Source organism: Sphingomonas sp., assembly GCF_004799495.1.
Classification (GTDB): Bacteria; Pseudomonadota; Alphaproteobacteria; order Sphingomonadales; family Sphingomonadaceae; genus Sphingomonas.
Genome location: NZ_SSMY01000005.1, coordinates 74,874 through 92,610, shown reverse-complemented (window position 1 = coordinate 92,610; position 17,737 = coordinate 74,874). Strand labels below are relative to the sequence as shown.

General features: G+C 66.5%; 20 protein-coding genes. 6 read left to right on the top strand and 14 right to left on the bottom strand.

Features of this window, described 5'->3' with window-relative positions; genetic code table 11:
• Positions 1-2 precede the first annotated feature (2 nt).
• Positions 3-485 carry a UPF0262 family protein gene (locus E7773_RS05700; protein WP_293989306.1) on the bottom strand — a complete coding sequence of 161 codons (483 nt, stop codon included), beginning with the start codon at positions 483-485 and terminating at the stop codon, positions 3-5.
• An 85-nt stretch (positions 486-570) separates the two neighbouring features.
• On the opposite strand from E7773_RS05700, the gene E7773_RS05695 reads away from it, so the two are divergent.
• Positions 571-2,079 (top strand): replicative DNA helicase, encoded by a 1,509-nt coding sequence (locus tag E7773_RS05695; protein WP_293989303.1) that lies wholly within the window; start codon positions 571-573, stop codon positions 2,077-2,079.
• Between the two features lie 87 nt (positions 2,080-2,166).
• Here E7773_RS05695 and E7773_RS05690 read toward each other — a convergent pair whose 3' ends face one another.
• The 10 genes from E7773_RS05690 to E7773_RS05645 all read right to left on the bottom strand — a co-directional run bounded on the left by E7773_RS05690 (position 2,167) and on the right by E7773_RS05645 (position 10,369).
• Positions 2,167-2,925: a phosphoadenylyl-sulfate reductase gene (locus E7773_RS05690; RefSeq protein ID WP_293989300.1), complete on the bottom strand. Its 759-nt coding sequence runs from the start codon at positions 2,923-2,925 to the stop codon at positions 2,167-2,169.
• Complete coding sequence (locus E7773_RS05685; RefSeq protein WP_293989297.1) at positions 2,918-3,343, bottom strand: DUF934 domain-containing protein; 426 nt, start codon at positions 3,341-3,343, stop codon at positions 2,918-2,920. The genes E7773_RS05690 and E7773_RS05685 overlap by 8 nt, the downstream gene beginning before the upstream one ends.
• The gene (locus E7773_RS05680) at positions 3,336-4,970 is read right to left on the bottom strand and encodes a nitrite/sulfite reductase (protein WP_293989378.1); all 1,635 of its coding nucleotides are present in this window, start codon (positions 4,968-4,970) and stop codon (positions 3,336-3,338) included. The genes E7773_RS05685 and E7773_RS05680 overlap by 8 nt, the downstream gene beginning before the upstream one ends.
• Positions 4,970-5,266 (bottom strand): DUF2849 domain-containing protein, encoded by a 297-nt coding sequence (locus E7773_RS05675; protein WP_293989294.1) that lies wholly within the window; start codon positions 5,264-5,266, stop codon positions 4,970-4,972. The genes E7773_RS05680 and E7773_RS05675 overlap by 1 nt, the downstream gene beginning before the upstream one ends.
• Complete coding sequence (cobA, locus tag E7773_RS05670) at positions 5,263-6,054, bottom strand: uroporphyrinogen-III C-methyltransferase (RefSeq protein WP_293989291.1); 792 nt, start codon at positions 6,052-6,054, stop codon at positions 5,263-5,265. Before cobA ends, E7773_RS05675 begins: the two co-directional genes overlap by 4 nt.
• 93 nt (positions 6,055-6,147) lie before the next feature.
• Positions 6,148-6,399, bottom strand: coding sequence for a zf-TFIIB domain-containing protein (locus tag E7773_RS05665; protein ID WP_293989288.1), 252 nt, complete (start codon positions 6,397-6,399; stop codon positions 6,148-6,150).
• A 1-nt stretch (position 6,400) separates the two neighbouring features.
• Entirely contained in the window at positions 6,401-7,111 is a 711-nt protein-coding gene (locus tag E7773_RS05660; RefSeq protein WP_293989285.1) for a Bax inhibitor-1/YccA family protein, read from the bottom strand.
• A gap of 13 nt (positions 7,112-7,124) precedes the next feature.
• Positions 7,125-7,343, bottom strand: coding sequence for a YdcH family protein (locus E7773_RS05655; protein ID WP_293989283.1), 219 nt, complete (start codon positions 7,341-7,343; stop codon positions 7,125-7,127).
• A gap of 210 nt (positions 7,344-7,553) precedes the next feature.
• Positions 7,554-8,972: a succinylglutamate-semialdehyde dehydrogenase gene (gene astD, locus E7773_RS05650; protein ID WP_293989280.1), complete on the bottom strand. Its 1,419-nt coding sequence runs from the start codon at positions 8,970-8,972 to the stop codon at positions 7,554-7,556.
• A gap of 11 nt (positions 8,973-8,983) precedes the next feature.
• Positions 8,984-10,369 (bottom strand): protein adenylyltransferase SelO, encoded by a 1,386-nt coding sequence (locus E7773_RS05645; protein WP_293989276.1) that lies wholly within the window; start codon positions 10,367-10,369, stop codon positions 8,984-8,986.
• A 37-nt stretch (positions 10,370-10,406) separates the two neighbouring features.
• Here E7773_RS05645 and E7773_RS05640 point away from each other — a divergent pair, with 37 nt between their 5' ends.
• The 3 genes from E7773_RS05640 (at position 10,407) to E7773_RS05630 (ending at position 13,928) form a co-directional block, all read left to right on the top strand.
• Positions 10,407-11,282 (top strand): alpha/beta hydrolase, encoded by an 876-nt coding sequence (locus E7773_RS05640; RefSeq protein ID WP_293989274.1) that lies wholly within the window; start codon positions 10,407-10,409, stop codon positions 11,280-11,282.
• Positions 11,283-11,320: 38 nt separating this feature from the next.
• Entirely contained in the window at positions 11,321-12,457 is a 1,137-nt protein-coding gene (locus E7773_RS05635; RefSeq protein ID WP_293989271.1) for a glycosyltransferase, read from the top strand.
• A 67-nt stretch (positions 12,458-12,524) separates the two neighbouring features.
• A complete protein-coding gene (locus E7773_RS05630) occupies positions 12,525-13,928 on the top strand; it encodes a nitronate monooxygenase (RefSeq protein ID WP_293989268.1) in 1,404 nt (467 codons plus the stop codon).
• Between the two features lie 3 nt (positions 13,929-13,931).
• Here the strand turns inward: E7773_RS05630 and E7773_RS05625 are convergent, their stop codons facing one another.
• Positions 13,932-14,438 carry a hypothetical protein gene (locus E7773_RS05625; protein WP_293989265.1) on the bottom strand — a complete coding sequence of 169 codons (507 nt, stop codon included), beginning with the start codon at positions 14,436-14,438 and terminating at the stop codon, positions 13,932-13,934.
• A complete protein-coding gene (locus E7773_RS05620) occupies positions 14,435-15,427 on the bottom strand; it encodes a D-glycerate dehydrogenase (RefSeq protein ID WP_293989262.1) in 993 nt (330 codons plus the stop codon). The genes E7773_RS05625 and E7773_RS05620 overlap by 4 nt, the downstream gene beginning before the upstream one ends.
• Before the next feature lie 100 nt (positions 15,428-15,527).
• On the opposite strand from E7773_RS05620, the gene E7773_RS05615 reads away from it, so the two are divergent.
• Together E7773_RS05615 and E7773_RS05610 are read left to right on the top strand one after the other, a co-directional pair.
• Positions 15,528-16,028: an SH3 domain-containing protein gene (locus E7773_RS05615; RefSeq protein WP_293989259.1), complete on the top strand. Its 501-nt coding sequence runs from the start codon at positions 15,528-15,530 to the stop codon at positions 16,026-16,028.
• Between the two features lie 7 nt (positions 16,029-16,035).
• The gene (locus tag E7773_RS05610) at positions 16,036-16,491 is read left to right on the top strand and encodes a GNAT family N-acetyltransferase (RefSeq protein ID WP_293989256.1); all 456 of its coding nucleotides are present in this window, start codon (positions 16,036-16,038) and stop codon (positions 16,489-16,491) included.
• Here E7773_RS05610 and E7773_RS05605 read toward each other — a convergent pair.
• A complete protein-coding gene (locus tag E7773_RS05605) occupies positions 16,488-17,675 on the bottom strand; it encodes an acetyl-CoA C-acyltransferase (RefSeq protein ID WP_293989253.1) in 1,188 nt (395 codons plus the stop codon). The two genes, E7773_RS05610 and E7773_RS05605, sit on opposite strands and share 4 nt — an antisense overlap.
• Positions 17,676-17,737 lie beyond the last annotated feature (62 nt).

The following is a 17,737-nucleotide window of genomic DNA, read 5'->3' as shown; positions in this document are numbered from 1 at the left end:
TCTCAGCCCCGGATGTGCAGGACGCAGATCAGCGTGAAGAGCCGCCGCGCGGTGTTGAAATCAACCTCGATCTTGCCCGCGAGCCGGTCCTTGAGCAGGTCCGCGGCATCGTTGTGAATGCCGCGGCGCGCCATGTCCACCGTCTCGATCTGGGCCGGACTCGCATGGCGGATGGCGTCATAGTAAGAATCGCAGATCGCGAAATAGTCTCTGATCGGCCGTCGCAGCGTGCCGAGCGACAGGATCAGCTTTTCGAGCGGCGTGCCGTCCTCGCGCGACAGCGCCAGCACCAGCCGCCCTTCCTCGACCCCGAGATCGAGCAAATAGGGTCCCGCATAGTCATCGGGATACTCGCGTTCGGGCCGAAAACTGTTTTCCTCGATCAGGTCGTAGATCGCGATGCGGCGTTCCTGTTCGACATCGGCGTTGCGCCATAGGATCGAGCGCTCATCGAGCTTGATCTGCTTGATGCGATGATCGGCCACGCTTTGGCGCTTAAATGCATCCATCCCGATTATCCACAGCGGCGAATTGTTGGAGGCGGCGGAAGGATCGGCGTAAGGGATCGAAATGGCGACCGCGATTCATTCCCTCACCCCGACCGACCCCCCGACGCTCCCGCAGAATGTCGAGGCGGAAGCCGCGTTGCTCGGCGCGATGATGATCGACAATCGCATCGCCGACGAGACCGACCGGCTGACCGCCGATCATTTCTTCGAGCCGCTCCACGGGCGAATCTTCACCGCGATCAAGCAGTTGCGCGAAAGCGACATGACCGCGACGCCGGTGACGCTGCGCCCGATGTTCGAGGCCGACCCGGCGATGAAGGAATTGGGCGGGCCGGGCTATCTCGCACGGCTGACCGGGTCGGGCGCGGGGCTGATCGGTGCGCGGCAATTCGCGCAGCAGATCTACGACCTCGCGATGCTGCGCACGCTGATCGAGGTCGGGCGGGATTTGGTCGACAAGGCGATGGACACCTCTAAGGAGGTCAACCCGCGCGGCCAGATCGAAGCGGCCGAGGAGGAATTGTTCAAGGTCGCCGCCGACGGGGGCAGCGAGGCGTCGGTCAAGACCTTCGCGCAGGCCAGCACCGCGGCGATCCAGATGGCCGACCGCGCGCTCAATTCGGGCGGCGGGGTGTCGGGCGTGACCACCGGGCTGAGCTCGGTCAACGCCAAGATGGGCGGGTTCCATAAGTCCGACCTGATCATCCTCGCCGGGCGCCCAGGCATGGGCAAGACGTCGCTCGCCACCAACATCGCGTTCAACGCGGCGCAGCGGTACATGCAGGACGAGGCTGACGGGATCGATCCGAAGCAGCGGATCGGCGCCAAGGTCGCGTTCTTCAGTCTCGAAATGTCGGCCGACCAGCTCGCGACCCGCGTGCTCGCCGAGCAATCGAAGATCAGCAGCCAGGATTTGCGGATGGGCAAGATCAGCCAGTCCGAGATGGATCGGCTGGTCGTCACCTCGGGCGAGCTCCAGAACCTGCCGTTCGTGATCGACGACACCGCGGGGCTCACGATCGGCCAACTCCACACGCGGATGCGGCGATTGCAGCGGCGGCACGGCGCGGACGGGATCGGCATGGTGGTGGTCGATTACCTTCAGCTGCTGACCGGGAGCGGACGGTCGTCGAACGACAATCGCGTGCAGGAAATCTCGGAGATCAGCCGCGGATTGAAGACGCTTGCGAAGGATCTGAACGTTCCCGTGCTCGCGCTGTCGCAGCTCAGCCGCGCGGTCGAGCAGCGCGAGGACAAGCGCCCACAGCTCTCCGACCTGCGCGAATCGGGATCGATCGAGCAGGACGCCGACGTCGTGCTGTTCGTCTATCGCGAGGATTATTACGTCGCGGCGAAGGAACCCAAGCACCCGGTCGAGGGCGACGACGTCAAGGTCTTCGAAGATTATGCCAAGTGGGGCCAGGACATGGAGCGCGTCAACGGACTGGCCGAGCTGATCGTCGCCAAGCAGCGCCACGGGTCGACAGGCAAGGTCATCCTGAAATTCGAGCCGCGCTACACGTTGTTCAGCGATTACGCCGGCGATTACACCGGGCCGAGTTACGAATAGCTTCCACCCGCCATTGCGAGCGTAGCGAAGCAATCCAGCGTCGCGCGGGCGTCTGGATTGCTTCGCTGCGCTCGCAATGGCGAAGTTTCAGAAAACCGGCTCCTCGCCCGGTTTCTCGGGCACGTGAATGCCGCATTCGGTCTTGTCCCACCCGCGCCAGCGGCCCGCGCGCGGGTCTTCGCCGGGCAGCACTTTCGACGTGCACGGCTGGCACCCGACCGAGGCGTAGCCGTCGACCTCGAGCGGATGACGCGGCAAATCGTGCTCGGCGAAATAGGCGTCGAGATCGGCCTTCACCCAGTCGCCGAGCGGGTTGACCTTCAGCCGGCCGTCCTCGACCTCGAACCGCGCGATGTTCTGGCGCGTGTGCGACTGGAACGCCTTGCGCCCCGAAATCCAGCTGTCGAGCCCGGCCTTGGCGCGCGCGAGCGGCTCGACCTTGCGGATCGCGCAGCAGCCGTCGGGATCGTATGACCAGCGCAGCCGTTGCGCGTCCTTCTCCGCCAGGACGAGCGGATCGGGGGTGATCGTATGGCCGTTGCGCAGCCCGAATGCCGCGAGCAGCGTATCGCGATAGGCAAGCGTTTCCGGAAACATCCGTAGCGTATCGACGAAGATCACCGGCGTGGCGGGGTCGGCGCGCGCCATCAGGTGCAGCAGCACCGCGCTCTCGGTGCCGAACGACGACACCACGGCGGTGTTGCCGAGAATGCCTTCGGCGAAAAGCGCGCGCAGCATCGTCAGCGTCTCGACCCCCGCGAACCGCGCGTTGAGGCGGTCGGCGTCGGCCTGGGTGAAGGCCGGCGCGGTGTCGATCAGGTCGATCTTGCGCAGCGCGCTAGCCATGCCGCAGCTTCCACACCGGGACCGCGTCGTCGGCGGCGGGTTGATAGCGATATTCGTAGCGTTCGAGCGACGCCTTTAGCACCGCCGGGTCGATCGGCGCGTAGGGTGCGAAGCTGTCGAACCCGCAGCGGCGCATATGATCGATCTGGTCGACCAGCACATCGCCCGCGGCGCGGAGTTCGCCGGTATAGCCCGCCTCGCGCAACACGCGTGCCGACGAATAGCCGCGTCCGTCGCGGAAGCGCGGGAAGTCGATCTCGATCAGCGCGAGCTGGCCGAGGTGCGGCAGGAGCGCGCGGGGATCTTCGCCAGCTTCGAGCCGCACCGCCGTCGCATCGCGCTGATCGAGAAACGCATCGAGCGTGACGGCCGGTTCCTCGGCCGCGTCGTCGTCGCGGAAGCGCAAGGGATCACCCATAGATCGCCTCCTTGAATGGATCGAACCCGACGCGGCGATAGGTGTCGAGGAAGCGTTCGCCGTCCTCGCGCAGCGCGAGATATTTGTCGGTCACGCGCTCGACCGCGTCGACCAGGCCGTCCTCGTTGAAGCCGGGGCCGGTGATCTTGCCGAGGCTGGCATCCTCCGCGCCCGATCCGCCGAGCAGCAATTGGTAATTCTCGGTGCCTTTCTTATCGACCCCCAGGATGCCGATATGCCCGGCATGGTGGTGGCCGCAGGCATTGATGCAGCCCGAAATCTTGAGCTTGAGTTCGCCCAGTTCGCGCTGGCGGCCGAGATCGGCGAAGCGCGTCGCGATCTTCTGCGCGACCGGGATCGAGCGCGCGTTGGCGAGGCTGCAATAATCGAGCCCCGGGCACGCGATGATGTCGCTGATCAGGTCGAGATTGGCGGTGGCGAGGCCGTTCGCCTCGAGCATCTGCCACAGCGCATAGAGGTCGGCCTTGCGGACATGCGGCAGGACGATGTTCTGCGCGTGCGTCACGCGCAGTTCGTCGAAGCTGTAGCGTTCGGCGAGGTCGGCCATCAGTTCGATCTGCTCGGCCGACGCATCGCCGGGAATGCCGCCGACCGGCTTCAGGCTGATATTGACGATGGCATAGCCCGGCGCCTTGTGCGGCTTGACGTTCTGGGCGACCCAGAGCGCGAAATCGGGATCGCTGCGGTCGATGTCGTCCGAGAGGCCGGTCTCGAACGGCGGTGGCGCGAAATAGGCTGCGATGCGGTCGAACTCGGCGCGCGGCACGTCGGAGCCGTTCTTGAGGATTGCCTGCCATTCGGCCTCGACGCGGCGGGTGAATTCCTCCTGGCCGAGTTCGTGGACGAGGATCTTGATTCGCTGCTTGTGGATATTGTCGCGGCGCCCGCCCATGTTCCACACGCGCAACGCCGCCTCGATGTACGAGAACAGGTGATCGGCGGGCAGGAACGGCCGGATCAGCGGCGCGACGAACGGCGTGCGCCCCATGCCGCCGCCGATATAGACTTCAAAACCGAGTTCACCGGCGTCGTTCTTCACCAGCTTTAGCCCGATATCGTGCAGCCGGATCGCCGCCCGGTCTTCATCTGCCGCAGTCACCGCGATCTTGAACTTGCGCGGCAGGTAACTGAATTCGGGGTGGAAGGTCGTCGCTTGCCGGATCAGCTCGGCCCAGGGGCGGGGGTCGCACACTTCGTCCGCCGCGGCGCCGGCATATTGGTCCGACGACAGGTTGCGGATGCTCTCGCCGCTGGTCTGGATCGCGTGCATCTCGACAGTTGCCAAGTCGGCGAGGATGTCCGCGGCCTCCTCCAGCTTGATCCAATTGTACTGGAGGTTCTGCCGCGTGGTGAAATGGCCGTAGCCGCGGTCGTACTTGCGCGCGATGTGGCCGAGCATCCGCATCTGGCGGCTGTCGAGCGTGCCATAAGGGATCGCGACGCGCAGCATGTACGCGTGAAGCTGGAGGTAGAGCCCGTTCTTCAAGCGCAGCGGCTTGAACTGATCGTCGGTCAATTGCCCGGCGAGCCGGCGGCGCGCCTGGTCGCGGAATTCCTCGACGCGCGCATCGACGATCGCCTGGTCGTATTGGTCGTAGCGGTACATCAGATCACCCAATCGCCGGCGGTTGGATCGCTCGGCTTGAGCGTCAGATCGGGCCGCACCGTGGGTCCGAGCGCGCGGATGCGGTCCTTGATGTGCGCGGGACGGGGGCCGTCGGGCGTTTCGGTCGCGTCGATGATCGCGCCGCCATTGACGCGGCACGCACCGTCCTCGGCGTGGAGGATCGCCTCGCCCTTGTCGCCGACATCCACCGCATCCTCGACGTGGCGCGACCATCCCTGGCCGGTCCACCAGATGACGTCGCCCGTGGGCAGGTCGTTGCCGGTGAGCAGCTTCATGCCGCCGCCGCCTCGGCCACGCGCGCCCAGCGCGCGAGCTTGTCCTCGGCATCGGACAGCTCGACCACGTCGCCGACGACGATGATCGCCGGGCTTTGCACCTTCTCGCGCTCGACCATCGGGCCGAGGTCGGCGAGCAGGGTCTTGATCGCGCGGCTACCGTCGAGCGTGCCCTTCTCCAGCACCGCTACGGGCATGTCGGGCGCGACGCCGTCGGCCATCAATTTGTCGGCGATGTCGGGGCAGGTCGCGACGCCCATGTAGATGACGAGCGTGCGGCCCTTGCCGGCGAGCCCCGACCAGTCCTGATCGGCGAGCCCCTTGCACTGACCCGCGACGAAGCTGACCGCCGACGAATGATCGCGGTGGGTGAGCGGCAGCATCGCCTCCGCCGCGCAGCCGAGCGCCGCGGATACGCCCGGGATCACCTCGACCGGCAACCCGGCGCTCCGGACTGCCTCGACCTCCTCGCCGCCGCGCCCGAAGATGAACGGGTCGCCGCCTTTCAGCCGCACGACGGTCGCGCCGGTGCGGACGTGCGCGACGATCAGCGCGTTGATCGCGTCCTGCGGTAGGGTGTGCTTGGCGCGCTGCTTGGCGACCGAGATGCGGTGCGCCTCGCGCGGCGCAAGGTCGAGGACGCGCGGGTCGATCAGCCCGTCGTGAACGACGACGTCGGCGCCTTTCAGCGCCTCCACCGCGCGAACGGTGAGCAGACCGGGATCGCCGGGACCGGCGCCGACCAGAATGACGCGCCCGCGCGCCTGCGGATCGAGAAGCGTTGCCATCGCCGCGAAATGGTCGTGTGAGGCCGTTGCGGCAACGCACGGTTGGTTGGGGCGGGCGTAGCGGAACTTTTGCCACGCCCGCCCCGGTGAGGATCAGTCGAACAGATCCTCGAGGAGCGACCGCTTGCGTTTCGGCGGATGCGGGTCGTAGCGATCGTCGTACGACAGGCGCCGATCGAACGCCGCCGCGACCGGTGCTGCGGCCGCCGACCGCTCGATGATCTTGTCGAGCTCGCCGCGGTCGAGCCACACGCCGCGACACGTCGGGCAATGGTCGATCTCGATCCCCTGGCGCTCGATCGGCACCAGAGTCGCGCCGTCGACGGGGCAGTTGAATCCGGTCATCTCACTCCTCCCGCTGGCCCATCAGGCCGAGCAGCAACTGGAACATGTTGATCAGGTTCAGATAGAGCGACAGCGCGCCCATGATCGCCATCTTGTCGAGCGCTTGGCTCCCACGGAACTGGACGAATTCGCTCTTGAGCCGCTGCGTGTCCCACGCGGTCAGCCCGGCGAACACCACGACACCGACGACTGAGATCAGCATTTGCAGCGCGGACGACCCGAGGAAGAGGTTGATCAGGCTGACCCCGATCACCGCGATCAGCCCGACCATCAGGAACGAGCCTAGCCCCGTCAGGTCGCGCTTCGTGGTGTAGCCCCAAAGACTCAACCCGGCGAACATCGCGGCCGCCGTGAAGAAGGCGCTGGCGATGCTGAGCTTGGTGAAGACCAGGAAGAGGCTCGCCATCGACACGCCCATAACTGCGGCGAACGCGAAGAAGGCGGTGCGTGCCCGCGCTGTGGTCATCCGTTCGATCCGGAAGCTGAAGAACATCACGAAGGCGAGCGGCGCGAAGATCGCCACCCATTTGAGCGGGGTGCCGAAGATCAGCGCGCTGAGCGGCGGCGTCGCGGCCACCGCCAGCGCGACGAGTCCGGTCAGCGCAAGGCCGAGCCCCATGTTGCGGTAGATCCCCAGCATGTAGCCGCGCAACTCGGCGTCGAACGCCGCGCTCGACTGCGCCAGGCGGGAGAAGGGGGTGTAAGTGTTCATCGCTTCGCCCTCCTCAAACCGTCGCCGCACGGCGGGCGAGCGCGATCCGCGCCACGCGCCGCATCTCGGCCGCGTCGGGGACATGCCGGAACAGCCGATCCTTGATCGCGAGACGGCGCTTCTTGAGCTCGCGCAGCCGCAGCGCGTCGGGCGCAATGCGCGCCAGTTCGCGGCGAATCTCTCGGTTGATGAGCTGGTGGGCGGCGATCAGCCGCTCGATAAGGTTCGTCATTACAAAGCCACTCCATCGATGGTTTATCGATCGAGGTCAGCTGCGATGGAGGAGTTGGAGCCGGGGGAAAAGGCAACCGAACCTGCACCGAGCTAACCTCGATGCGGTCCGACATCACGAAGGCTTGAAAGCCCTCGCCAGAGGGGCCCGGTCCGCAAGTCCTAAACTAGGCAAGTCGCGGAAGGTTGCAAGCCCGGCCGCGGCGAAGCGTTATTCGACTTCGTAGTCGCGCAACCCGATGCCGATGCTCGCGCGCGCCGAATCGGCCTCGTTCGAGACCACCGGGTACGCGCAATAATCCGCCGCATAATAAGCACTGGGCCGGTGGTTGCCCGACCAGCCGATCCCGCCGAACGGTGCGCCCGAACTGGCGCCATTGGTCGGCTTGTTCCAGTTGACGATCCCCGCGCGGGCGTTGGCCCAGAAGCGGTTGTAAAGATCTGGGGTCTGGCTGATCAGGCTCGCCGACAGGCCGTAGCGGGTGTTGTTCGCCTCCGCGATCGCCTCGTCGAAATCGAGCGCGCGGACGACTTGCAGGATCGGGCCGAACAACTCGATGTCGGGGCGGTCGTTCATTCCCGTCACGTCGAGGATGCCGGGATGGAGGAAGGGCAAATTGGGCTGCGGGCGCTCCAAGTGGCGGATCGGCTTGCCGCCGCGCATCATCAGTTCGAGAAAGCTTTCGGTCAGCAGGTCGGCGGTGTCGTTGTCGATCACCGGTCCCATGAACGGCGCCGGGTTGTCGTGCGGCGCGCCGACGATCAGCCGGTCGACGATCTTGCCGAGCTCGGTCATCAACGGCTGGTATAAAGCCTCGTCGACGATCAGCCGCCGCGCCGCGGTGCAGCGCTGACCCGCGCTGGTGAACGCCGATTGCACGACCAGCACCGCGGCGGCGTAGAGGTCGGGCGTGTCCCACACGATGATCGGGTTGTTGCCGCCCATTTCGAGCGCGAGGATCTTTTCGGGATGGCTCGCGAACTGGCGGTTGAGCGCGAGCCCGGTGTGCGCCGACCCGGTGAACAGGAGCCCGTCGATATCGGGATGCGCGGCGAGCGCCTTGCCCTCCGACGGGCCGCCGATCAGCAGCCGCGCGCAGCCGTCCGGCACGCCCGCCTCGCGCAGGCATTCGATCAGCATTGCGCCCGATGCGGGGGTCTTTTCGGATGGCTTGAAGATGACGGCATTGCCCGCGATCAGCGCGGGCACGATGTGTCCGTTCGGCAGGTGCGCCGGGAAATTGTACGGGCCGAGCACCGCCAGCGCGCCGTGCGGCTTGTGGCGCAACGCCATCCGGCTGCCGGCATCGGCTTCCATCCGGCGCTGGCCGGTGCGCTCCGAATAGGCCGCGACGGAGATATCGACCTTGGCGATGACCGAGGCGACTTCGGTCTTGGCCTCCCATAAAGGCTTGCCGGTTTCGCGCGCGATCAGGTCGGCGAACGCGTCCGCCTTCGCGCGCACGACGTTGGCGTAGCGGCGCAGTGTTTCGATCCGGAAAGTGACCGGCTTGGCCGCCCATTCGGGCCAGCTGGCGCGCGCGACCGCGACTTCGGCATCGGCGTCGCCGATACTGCCGCGCCACAATTCGGCGCCGGTCGCTGGTTCGTGGGAGATCAACTCGGGCATTCGCCGCTGTCCTAGCGAGTCGGCGCGGCGTCCGCCAGCGCTTCGCCCATCGTGCGGATCGCGGCGATCTTGGCGTGGAACGGCGCCCAGTCGTCATTTTCGTCGATCGCCGACCAGATCGATTCGACCTCGTCGATCAGCATCGAACAGGGCTCGCCGGACCAGTAAGGATGCGAGCGGCGGTTGATGTGCGGGGCGTAGGTGGCGAGCGCGGCGCGCGCGTCGGTCCATTCCTCGCCGTAGCTGTCGGGCAGGACGCCGCCGAACGCATCGAAGAAGAACCGGTCGATCAGAGTGGCAGTACCTCGCAGCACCGGCTCGATCGTCTGGACCAGGGCGCGGTCACTGTCGGGATCGCGCGGCGTCAGGCCGAGCCGCCACAGGATCGCGTTGCTGACCGCGCGCTGGTAATGGTCGCCGAACGTGTCGAGCACCGCGATCAGCGGCTCGGCCTCGCAGATCGGGCGCAAAGCGACCGCGAGCTGCATCGCGTCCCAATGGATCGCCTCGGGCTGGCGGCCGAACGCGTACAGCCCCTGATGGTCGAAATAGGCGGCGGTGAAGGCCGGGTCCCAGGTCGGGTTGAACCGCCACGGGCCGTAATCGAAGCTTTCGCCGGTGACGTTGATGTTGTCCGAATTGAGCACACCATGGACGAACCCGGCCGCCATGTAGCTTGCCGCGAGGCGCGCGGTGCGCTGGACGACGAGGTCGAGCAAGCGGACGGGAGCGTCCTCGCCCGGTTCCTCGTCGTAGAGGTGGCGCAGGACATAGGCAGTGAGCGCACGGAGATTGTCCGCCTCGCGGAAATAGGCGAGCCGCTGGAACATGCCGATGCGGATATGGCTGTGGCTCAGTCGCACGAGTACGGCCGATCGCGTCGGCGAGGGCTCGTCGCCACGCTCGAGCGCTTCACCGGTTTCGATCAGCGAGAAACTGCGTGAGGTCGACACCCCGAGCGCCTCGAGCATTTCGGTGGCGAGCACTTCGCGCACCCCGCCCTTGAGCGTCAGCCGCCCATCGCCGAATCGACTGTAGGGCGTCTGCCCCGATCCCTTGGTACCGAGGTCCATCAAGCGGTTCGCGCCGTCGCGCATCTGCGCGAACAGGAACCCGCGCCCGTCCCCGATGTCCGGATTGTACACGCGGAACTGATGCCCGTGATAGCGGAGCGCGAGCGGTTGCTGCAGCGTGCCGGGCAGGGGAGCGAAGCGTCCGAAATGCGCGATCCACTCTGCGACGGTAAGCGAATCCAGTCCAACCTCCGCCGCCGCGCGGTCGTTGCGGAAGCGCAGGATCGTCTGCGGGAAGTCCGCCGCCGCGACCAGATCGTAGAACGCGTCGCCAAGTTCGAGGATCGCGGTTTCGGGCCGATAAGCTTGCGGGGCGGCGGGCATGCGGCAATATGGCGGTGTCGCCCAAGAGGACGCAACCATGTCGGCTTACGAAAATCGCTACTGGGAGTCGGACGACGAGGTGCGGCTGCACTATCGCGACTATCCGGGGCGCGAGGATCGCCCGCCAATCCTGTGTCTCGCCGGCCTGACTCGCAACGCGCGCGATTTCGAGGAGGTGGCCGAGCGGCTGGCGGGCGAGTGGCGCGTCATCGCGGTCAATTTCCGTGGGCGCGGCGGGAGCGGGGCGGCCAAGGATCCGATGAGCTACGTTCCGACGACCTACGTCAAGGACGTCGAGGCGCTGCTCGCGGAGCTTGGCATAGATCGCTACGTCGCGTTCGGCACCTCGCTTGGCGGGATCGTCGCGATGCTGCTCGCGGCGACCGCACCGGAGAAGCTGGCGGGCGTGTTGCTCAACGATGTCGGGCCGGAGATCGAGGCGGCGGGGCTGGGCCGCATCCGTTCCTATGTCGGCAAGTCGAACACCTGGCCGACCTGGATGCACGCCGCCCGCGCGGTGCAGGAGGGTAACGCCGACGTCTATCCGAACCATTCGATCGAGGATTGGCTGGCGATGGCGAAGCGGTTGTACCGGCTCAATAGCGCGGGGCGGATCGTGCTCGATTACGACATGAAGATCGCCGAACCGTTCCGTGTGCCGGGGAACGAGACGGGGCCGGACATGTGGGCGGCGTTCGATGCGTTGAAGCATGTGCCGACCCTCATCGTGCGCGGCGCGCGGTCGGACGTGCTGGGCGAAGCGACCGCGGCGAAAATGCTCGCCCGGCTGGACCAGGCCGAGCTGGTGACGGTGCCTGACGTGGGCCACACCCCGCTGCTGACCGAGCGCGAAGCGGCGGCGGGAATCGACCGGTTGCTCGACCGGGTCGCGCGCGAACCGGTCGGCGCCTAACGCTTGATCGGCGGGCACGAAGCTGGGTAGGGGCCTTCATGCCCGCGCCGCTCAACATCCTGCACATGCATTCGTCGTTCGACCTGGGCGGCAAGGAAGCGCGCGCCGTCCGGTTGATGAATGCGTTCGGCGACCGCGCCCGGCATACGATCGTGTCGGGAATGCCCGACGCGCTGGGCGCGCGTGACGCGATCGCCAAGGGGATCGCCTACGAGATCGCGCAAAACCCGCCGCCGCTCACCGGCCGCCCGTCGCCCGCGCGGTTCGAGGCGATCGCGAAATACATGCGCCGTTTCGACCTGGTGCTCAGCTACAATTGGGGCGGGATCGACGCGGTGATGGCCAAGCGCGCCTTCCCCAAGGGCGCGCCGCCGATCGTCCACCACGAGGACGGGTTCAACGCCGACGAGGCCGCACGGCTCAAGACGCGGCGCACCGTCTATCGCCGGCTCGCGTTCGGCGCGGCGGACGCGGTCGTGGTGCCGTCGGCGACGCTCGAGCATCTCGCCAAGACGGTGTGGAAGATTGGGCCGCCCAAACTGCATCGCATCGCGAATGGTATCCAGACCTCGCTCTATGCGCGGACGCCCGACCCGAAGGCGATTCCCGGCTTTGTGCGTAAACCGGGCGAGGTCGTGGTCGGTGCACTGGCAGGGCTGCGCGAGGTCAAGAACCTTCCCGCGCTGGTCCGCGCGGTGGCGGGATGCCCGGCGCGCATCCGGCTGGTGATCGTCGGCGAGGGGCCGGAACGTGCGAAGATAGAACAGACGGCGGCGAACATGGGCATGACCGATCAACTCGTCATGCCCGGTTTCCTGCCCAACCCGCACGAATATGTTGGGCTGTTCGATATCATGGCGCTGTCGTCGCTGAGCGAGCAATTCCCGATCTCGGTGGTCGAGGGCATGGCCGCCGGCCTGCCGATCGCGGCGCCCAATGTCGGCGACATGCTGCACATGGTGTGCCGCGAGAACTGGCCGTTGATCGACCAGCACCGCAACGAGGTGGGCTTGCGCGATGTCATTCAGGAGGCGGCGGCGAATCCCGCGGGCCGCGCGACCGTCGGCAAGCTCAATCGCGCCAAGGCTGTTGCCGAATATGACGAGAAGACAATGATCGCCGCCTATCGCGCGTTGTACGAGGAAGCGGCGGGTAGGGCAGGCAGCCTAACCTAAGTCGCTATTTGCTCGCACGCACGCATCCAGTCGCTATATCGGTGCGTTGCTGTCCCAGGAGATAGAAGTGTTCAAAGGCCTGAAGCCCATCATTTACAACGGCCGGGAGGTCTGGCCGCTGGTCGAGGGCGGGAAGGGCGTCGCGGCAACCAACCACGCTTCGGCGGGTGCCTGGGCGGCGGCGGGCGGGATCGGCACGGTCAGCGCGGTCAACGCCGACAGCTACGACCCCGACGGCAAGATCATCCCGCAGATCTACAAGGCGCTGACTCGGCGCGAACGGCACGAGGAACTGATCGACTTCGCGATCGAAGGCGCGGTGCAGCAGGTCAAGCGGGCGTTTGACATCGCCGGCGGCAAGGGTGCGATCAACATCAACGTGCTGTGGGAAATGGGCGGCGCGCAGCGCGTGCTGCACGGTGTGCTGGAGCGCACGCGCGGGCTCGTCGCCGGGGTGACATGCGGCGCGGGCATGCCGTACAAATTGTCCGAGATCGCAGCGTCCTACAACGTGAACTATCTACCAATTGTGAGCTCGGGCCGAGCGTTCCGCGCGCTGTGGAAGCGCGCCTATTCGAAGGCCGCCGAATGGCTCGCGGCGGTGGTGTACGAGGATCCGTGGCTCGCCGGCGGGCACAACGGGCTGTCGAACGCCGAAGACCCATTGAAGCCGCAGGACCCGTACCCGCGCGTCAAGGAATTGCGCGAGACGATGCGTGAGGGCGGCATTCCCGATTCGACCCCGATCGTGATGGCCGGCGGCGTCTGGTATCTGCGCGACTGGAACGACTGGATCGACAATCCCGAGCTCGGTCAGATCGTCTTTCAGTTCGGTACGCGACCGCTGCTGACTCAGGAAAGCCCGATCCCCGACGGTTGGAAAGCCAAGCTGATGGACATCGAGCCGGGCGAGGTGCTGCTCCACCGCTTCTCGCCGACCGGTTTTTATTCATCGGCGGTGCGCAACCCGTTCCTCCGCGCGCTCGAAGCGCGGTCGGAGCGCCAGATCGCGTTCTCGACGCAGGAAGCCGGTGACCACACGTTCCAGCTCGACGTCGGGGTGAAGGGCAAGAATTTCTGGGTGACGCGCAACGATCTGCTCCGCGCGCGCGAATGGTTCGGGCACGGTTTCACCGATGCACTCAAGACGCCCGATAACACGCTCGTCTTCGTGACGCCGGCGGAGAAGGCCGAAATCCGCAAGGATCAGGCCGACTGCATGGGGTGCCTCAGCCAGTGCGCCTTCTCGTCATGGAAGGACAGCGAGACCAACTCGACCGGCCGTCTCGCCGACCCACGCAGCTTCTGCATCCAGAAGACGCTGCAGGATATCGCGCACGGCGGCGACACCGACCGCAATCTGATGTTCGCGGGCCACGGCGCGTACAATTTCAAGAAGGACCCGTTCTATTCGAACGGCTTCGTGCCCACGGTGAAACAGCTGGTCGACCGGATTTTGACCGGGGATTGAGCGTCAGGGTTTAGCCGCGGGCGCGGGATCGTCCGGGAGCGGATCGACCGTGACCGTGCCTCTTGGCTCGGTAGGGTCCTGGATGGTGAACAACAGCGTCGGGTTCGCGCAGACGTCGAACGTCCCGCTTTCCTCATGGTCCTTGCCGTCGAGCGACATCACCACCTTGAGCGCGAGGATGCAGCCGGCGAGCTTGGGCGGGTACCAGGCGGTCCAGCGCTTCGAATAGAAATCGTAATTGGGCGCGAACTGGTTGCCGCTCCACTGCGGGAGGCTGCTCTTGTCCGGCGCGGTCGCATACCGGAACTGCGTCACGCGGTGGTTGGACAGGTTGACCAGATAGATGCACGCTTTCCTAGCGCAGTCGTCGACCGTCGGGCTGGCGGATGGCGTTCCCGGCACGTCGTTGCGCGGCAATGGCCAGCCCGCGCTATCGGCATCCTGCGCGAGCGCCGGGGCCGCCGTGCCGATCGATACGAGGAGCGCCAGCCCCAGGTCTCGCAACGTCATATCCACCCCTCCAATACCTGATCGGGTGGCCGATGACCGTCTGCCCAGTGCTGGATGTTGCTGATCACGCGTTCGCCGGTGGCGGTGCGCGCTTCGTAGGTCGCCGATCCCATGTGCGGGAGCAGCACGACGTTGGACAAGGCGAGCAGCCGCGGGTCGATCGCCGGTTCGTGTTCGAACACGTCGAGCCCCGCGCCGGCGATCCTGCCGGCCTCCAGCGCATCGATCAGGGCGGCTTCGTCGATCGCGGTGCCGCGCGAGGTGTTGATCAGATACGCTTCGGGCTTGAGCAGGCCGAGCCGCCGCGCGTCGATGACGTGTTCGGTCTGGTCGGTGTGCGGCGTGTGGATCGTGACGAAGTCCGACCCGGCGAGCATCTCGTCGAGGTCAGCGTGCCACGTCGCCCCGAGTTGCGCTTCGAGCGCCTCCGGCAAGCGATGGCGGTTGTGGTAATGCACCGTCAGCCCGAAGCCACGCGCGCGCGCCGCGACCGCCTGGCCGATCCGGCCCATCCCGACGATGCCCAGCGTCTTGCCGCCGATCCGGTGGCCCAGCATGGCGCCCGGGCTCCACCCGCGCCATTCGCCCGACCGCGCGAGCTTTTCGCCCTCGGCCAGCCGCCGCGGCACCGACAGGATCAGCGCCATCGTCATGTCGGCGGTGTCGTCGGTCAGCACGCCGGGCGTGTTGGTGACCAGGATGCCGCGCGCGCGCGCCGCCTTCAAGTCGATATGGTCGACGCCGTTGCCGAAATTGGCGATCAGCTTCAGCCGGTCGCCCGCTGCCTCGATCAGATCCTCGTCGATCGCGTCGGTGACGGTCGGGACGAGCACGTCGGCGTCCTGGATCGCCGCGATCAGTTGCTCGCGCGTCATCGCGATATCGTCGCGGTTGAGCTGCGTGTCGAACAGTTCGGCCATGCGGTCCATCACCGCATCGCTCAATTCGCGCGTCACGATCACCCGAGGTTTTCGTCTCGAATTGGGCATGTTCGCGGCTTGGCGGGGGTTTCGGTGCAGGTCAACTCGGTTGATGCGGGGTGCGCGCACGCGATACAGAACGACTCGATGGGTTAAGAAGGGGTTTGCCATGCGGATGGCGAAGGCAATGACGATGATCGCGGCGCTCGGCCTCGCGGTGCCGGCGGTGGCGGCGCTGGTCGAGAAGAAGCCGCCCTATTTCGGGTCGATTCAGGCGTCCGAAGCGCGGATGCGCACCGGCCCGGGGCGCAACTATCCGATCAGCTGGCGCTATGTCCGCCCCGGTTTGCCGGTGAAGGTGGTCGAGAATTTCAAGGAAAAGGGGGCCGGCGCGCTGTGGCGCAAGGTCGAGGATCCGGGTGGTACGCAGGGCTGGATGCAGGCAAACCTGATCAGCGACACGCGGACCGCGATGGTGATGGGCGACGTGGCCGAACTGCGCGACAGCCCGCGCTACGCCGGCAAGGTCAACTGGCGCGCGGCGCCCGGCGTGGTCGGCAAGGTCAACCAGTGCGGCAACGGCTGGTGCTACCTTGACGTCAAGGGCCGCGGGGGGTTCGTCGAGGTCAGCCACATCTGGGGCGTCGATCCGACCGAAACGCTGGAATAGCTGGCGCGTGAGGATCGAGCGCGACGACCTGTCGCGGCCCGAAGTGGCGGCGCTGGTCGAATACCACCTGCGCGAGATGCACGCGCATTCGCCGGCGTGCCACGTTTTCGCGCTCGATTCGTCGGGGCTCAGCCACCCCGACGTCACCGTATGGACGGTATGGGACGACGGTCACCTGCTCGGCATGGGCGCGATGAAGCGCCTCGACGCCGGGCATGGTGAGCTGAAGTCGATGCGTACCGCACCAACCGCGCTGCGCCGTGGCGTCGGACGGGCCGTGCTCGACCACATGATCGCCGAGGCAAGGACGCGCGGATACCGACGGCTCAGCCTCGAAACCGGCCGCACCGCGCCTTTCGAAGCGGCGCACGCGCTGTATTGCTCCGCCGGCTTCGTCGAGACCGAGCCGTTCGGTGACTACACCGACACGAGCTTCAGCCGCTATTTCACGCTGGCACTTTAGCCGATCAGCTCTACCGCGAACGCGGTCGCTTCGCCGCCGCCGATGCACAGCGACGCGACGCCCTTGGTCCCGCCGCGCGTCTGTAGCGCGGAAATGAGCGTCGTCAGGATACGCGCGCCACTCGCGCCGATCGGGTGGCCGAGCGCGGTCGCCCCCCCATGCACGTTGATCTTGTCGTGCGGAATGCCGAGGTCGTGCATCGCGATCATCGCGACCACCGCGAACGCTTCGTTGACCTCGAACAGGTCGACGTCGCCGACCGACCAGCCGGCCTTGTCGAGCACCTTCTGCATCGCGTTGACCGGCGCGGTGGTGAACAGCGCCGGCGCGTGCGCATGCGCCGCGGACGCGACGATCCGCGCGACCGGCGTCTTGCCGAGCTTGTTGGCGACTGACTGGCGGGTCAGCACGAGCGCCGCCGCGCCGTCCGAGATCGACGAGGCGTTGGCCGCGGTGATCGTGCCGTCCTTGGAGAAGGCGGGGCGCAGCGTGGGGATCTTTGACGGGTCGCCCTTGGCCGGCTGTTCGTCGCGCGTGATCGTGTCTGTGCCCTTCCGCCCAACGACCTCGACCGGCACTATCTCGCGGTCGAACGCGCCCGAGTTCTGCGCTTCCTGCGCACGGGTGAGCGAGGCGATCGCGTACTCGTCCTGCGCGGCGCGGGTGAATTGATAGTCCTGCGCGGTATCCTCGGCGAACGCGCCCATCAGCTTGCCCGGCTCGTACGCATCCTCGAGCCCGTCGAGATACATATGATCCTTCATCACATCGTGCCCGATCCGCGCGCCGCCGCGGTGGCGCATCGACAAATACGGCGCGTTGGTCATGCTCTCCATGCCACCAACGACGAGCAGGTCGACCGACCCGGCCGCAAGCGCTTCCGCGCCCATGATCGCCGCCTGCATGCCCGATCCGCACATCTTGTTGACCGTCGTCGCCTCGACATGATCGCCGAGCCCGGCACCGATCGCCGCTTGCCGCGCGGGCGCCTGGCCGAGCCCGGCGGGGAGGACGCAGCCCATGTAGATTCGCTCGATATCCTTGGGGTCGACGCCCGCACGCTCGACCGCGCCCTTGACCGCCGTTGCGCCGAGTTGAGTCGCCGACGCACCCGTCAGTGAGCCCTGGAAGCTGCCCATCGGAGTGCGGGCATAGGACAGGATGACGATCGGGTCGGCGGTCATAATGGAGGCTCCGGATTGGTGGGGGCGATCTAGGCGCGCGAGGGCGTAAATTCAAATTGCCG

Excerpts from the sequence above, each read along its gene's own strand:
- E7773_RS05695 (WP_293989303.1), top strand. The coding sequence starts at position 571 with ATGGCGACCGCGATTCATTCCCTCACCCCGACCGACCCCCCGACGCTC.
- E7773_RS05690 (WP_293989300.1), bottom strand. The coding sequence starts at position 2,925 with ATGGCTAGCGCGCTGCGCAAGATCGACCTGATCGACACCGCGCCGGCC.
- E7773_RS05685 (WP_293989297.1), bottom strand. The coding sequence starts at position 3,343 with ATGGGTGATCCCTTGCGCTTCCGCGACGACGACGCGGCCGAGGAACCG.
- E7773_RS05680 (WP_293989378.1), bottom strand. The coding sequence starts at position 4,970 with ATGTACCGCTACGACCAATACGACCAGGCGATCGTCGATGCGCGCGTC.
- E7773_RS05675 (WP_293989294.1), bottom strand. The coding sequence starts at position 5,266 with ATGAAGCTGCTCACCGGCAACGACCTGCCCACGGGCGACGTCATCTGG.
- cobA (WP_293989291.1), bottom strand. The coding sequence starts at position 6,054 with ATGGCAACGCTTCTCGATCCGCAGGCGCGCGGGCGCGTCATTCTGGTC.
- E7773_RS05665 (WP_293989288.1), bottom strand. The coding sequence starts at position 6,399 with ATGACCGGATTCAACTGCCCCGTCGACGGCGCGACTCTGGTGCCGATC.
- E7773_RS05660 (WP_293989285.1), bottom strand. The coding sequence starts at position 7,111 with ATGAACACTTACACCCCCTTCTCCCGCCTGGCGCAGTCGAGCGCGGCG.
- E7773_RS05655 (WP_293989283.1), bottom strand. The coding sequence starts at position 7,343 with ATGACGAACCTTATCGAGCGGCTGATCGCCGCCCACCAGCTCATCAAC.
- astD (WP_293989280.1), bottom strand. The coding sequence starts at position 8,972 with ATGCCCGAGTTGATCTCCCACGAACCAGCGACCGGCGCCGAATTGTGG.
- E7773_RS05645 (WP_293989276.1), bottom strand. The coding sequence starts at position 10,369 with ATGCCCGCCGCCCCGCAAGCTTATCGGCCCGAAACCGCGATCCTCGAA.
- E7773_RS05640 (WP_293989274.1), top strand. The coding sequence starts at position 10,407 with ATGTCGGCTTACGAAAATCGCTACTGGGAGTCGGACGACGAGGTGCGG.
- E7773_RS05635 (WP_293989271.1), top strand. The coding sequence starts at position 11,321 with ATGCCCGCGCCGCTCAACATCCTGCACATGCATTCGTCGTTCGACCTG.
- E7773_RS05625 (WP_293989265.1), bottom strand. The coding sequence starts at position 14,438 with ATGACGTTGCGAGACCTGGGGCTGGCGCTCCTCGTATCGATCGGCACG.
- E7773_RS05620 (WP_293989262.1), bottom strand. The coding sequence starts at position 15,427 with ATGCCCAATTCGAGACGAAAACCTCGGGTGATCGTGACGCGCGAATTG.
- E7773_RS05615 (WP_293989259.1), top strand. The coding sequence starts at position 15,528 with ATGCGGATGGCGAAGGCAATGACGATGATCGCGGCGCTCGGCCTCGCG.
- E7773_RS05605 (WP_293989253.1), bottom strand. The coding sequence starts at position 17,675 with ATGACCGCCGACCCGATCGTCATCCTGTCCTATGCCCGCACTCCGATG.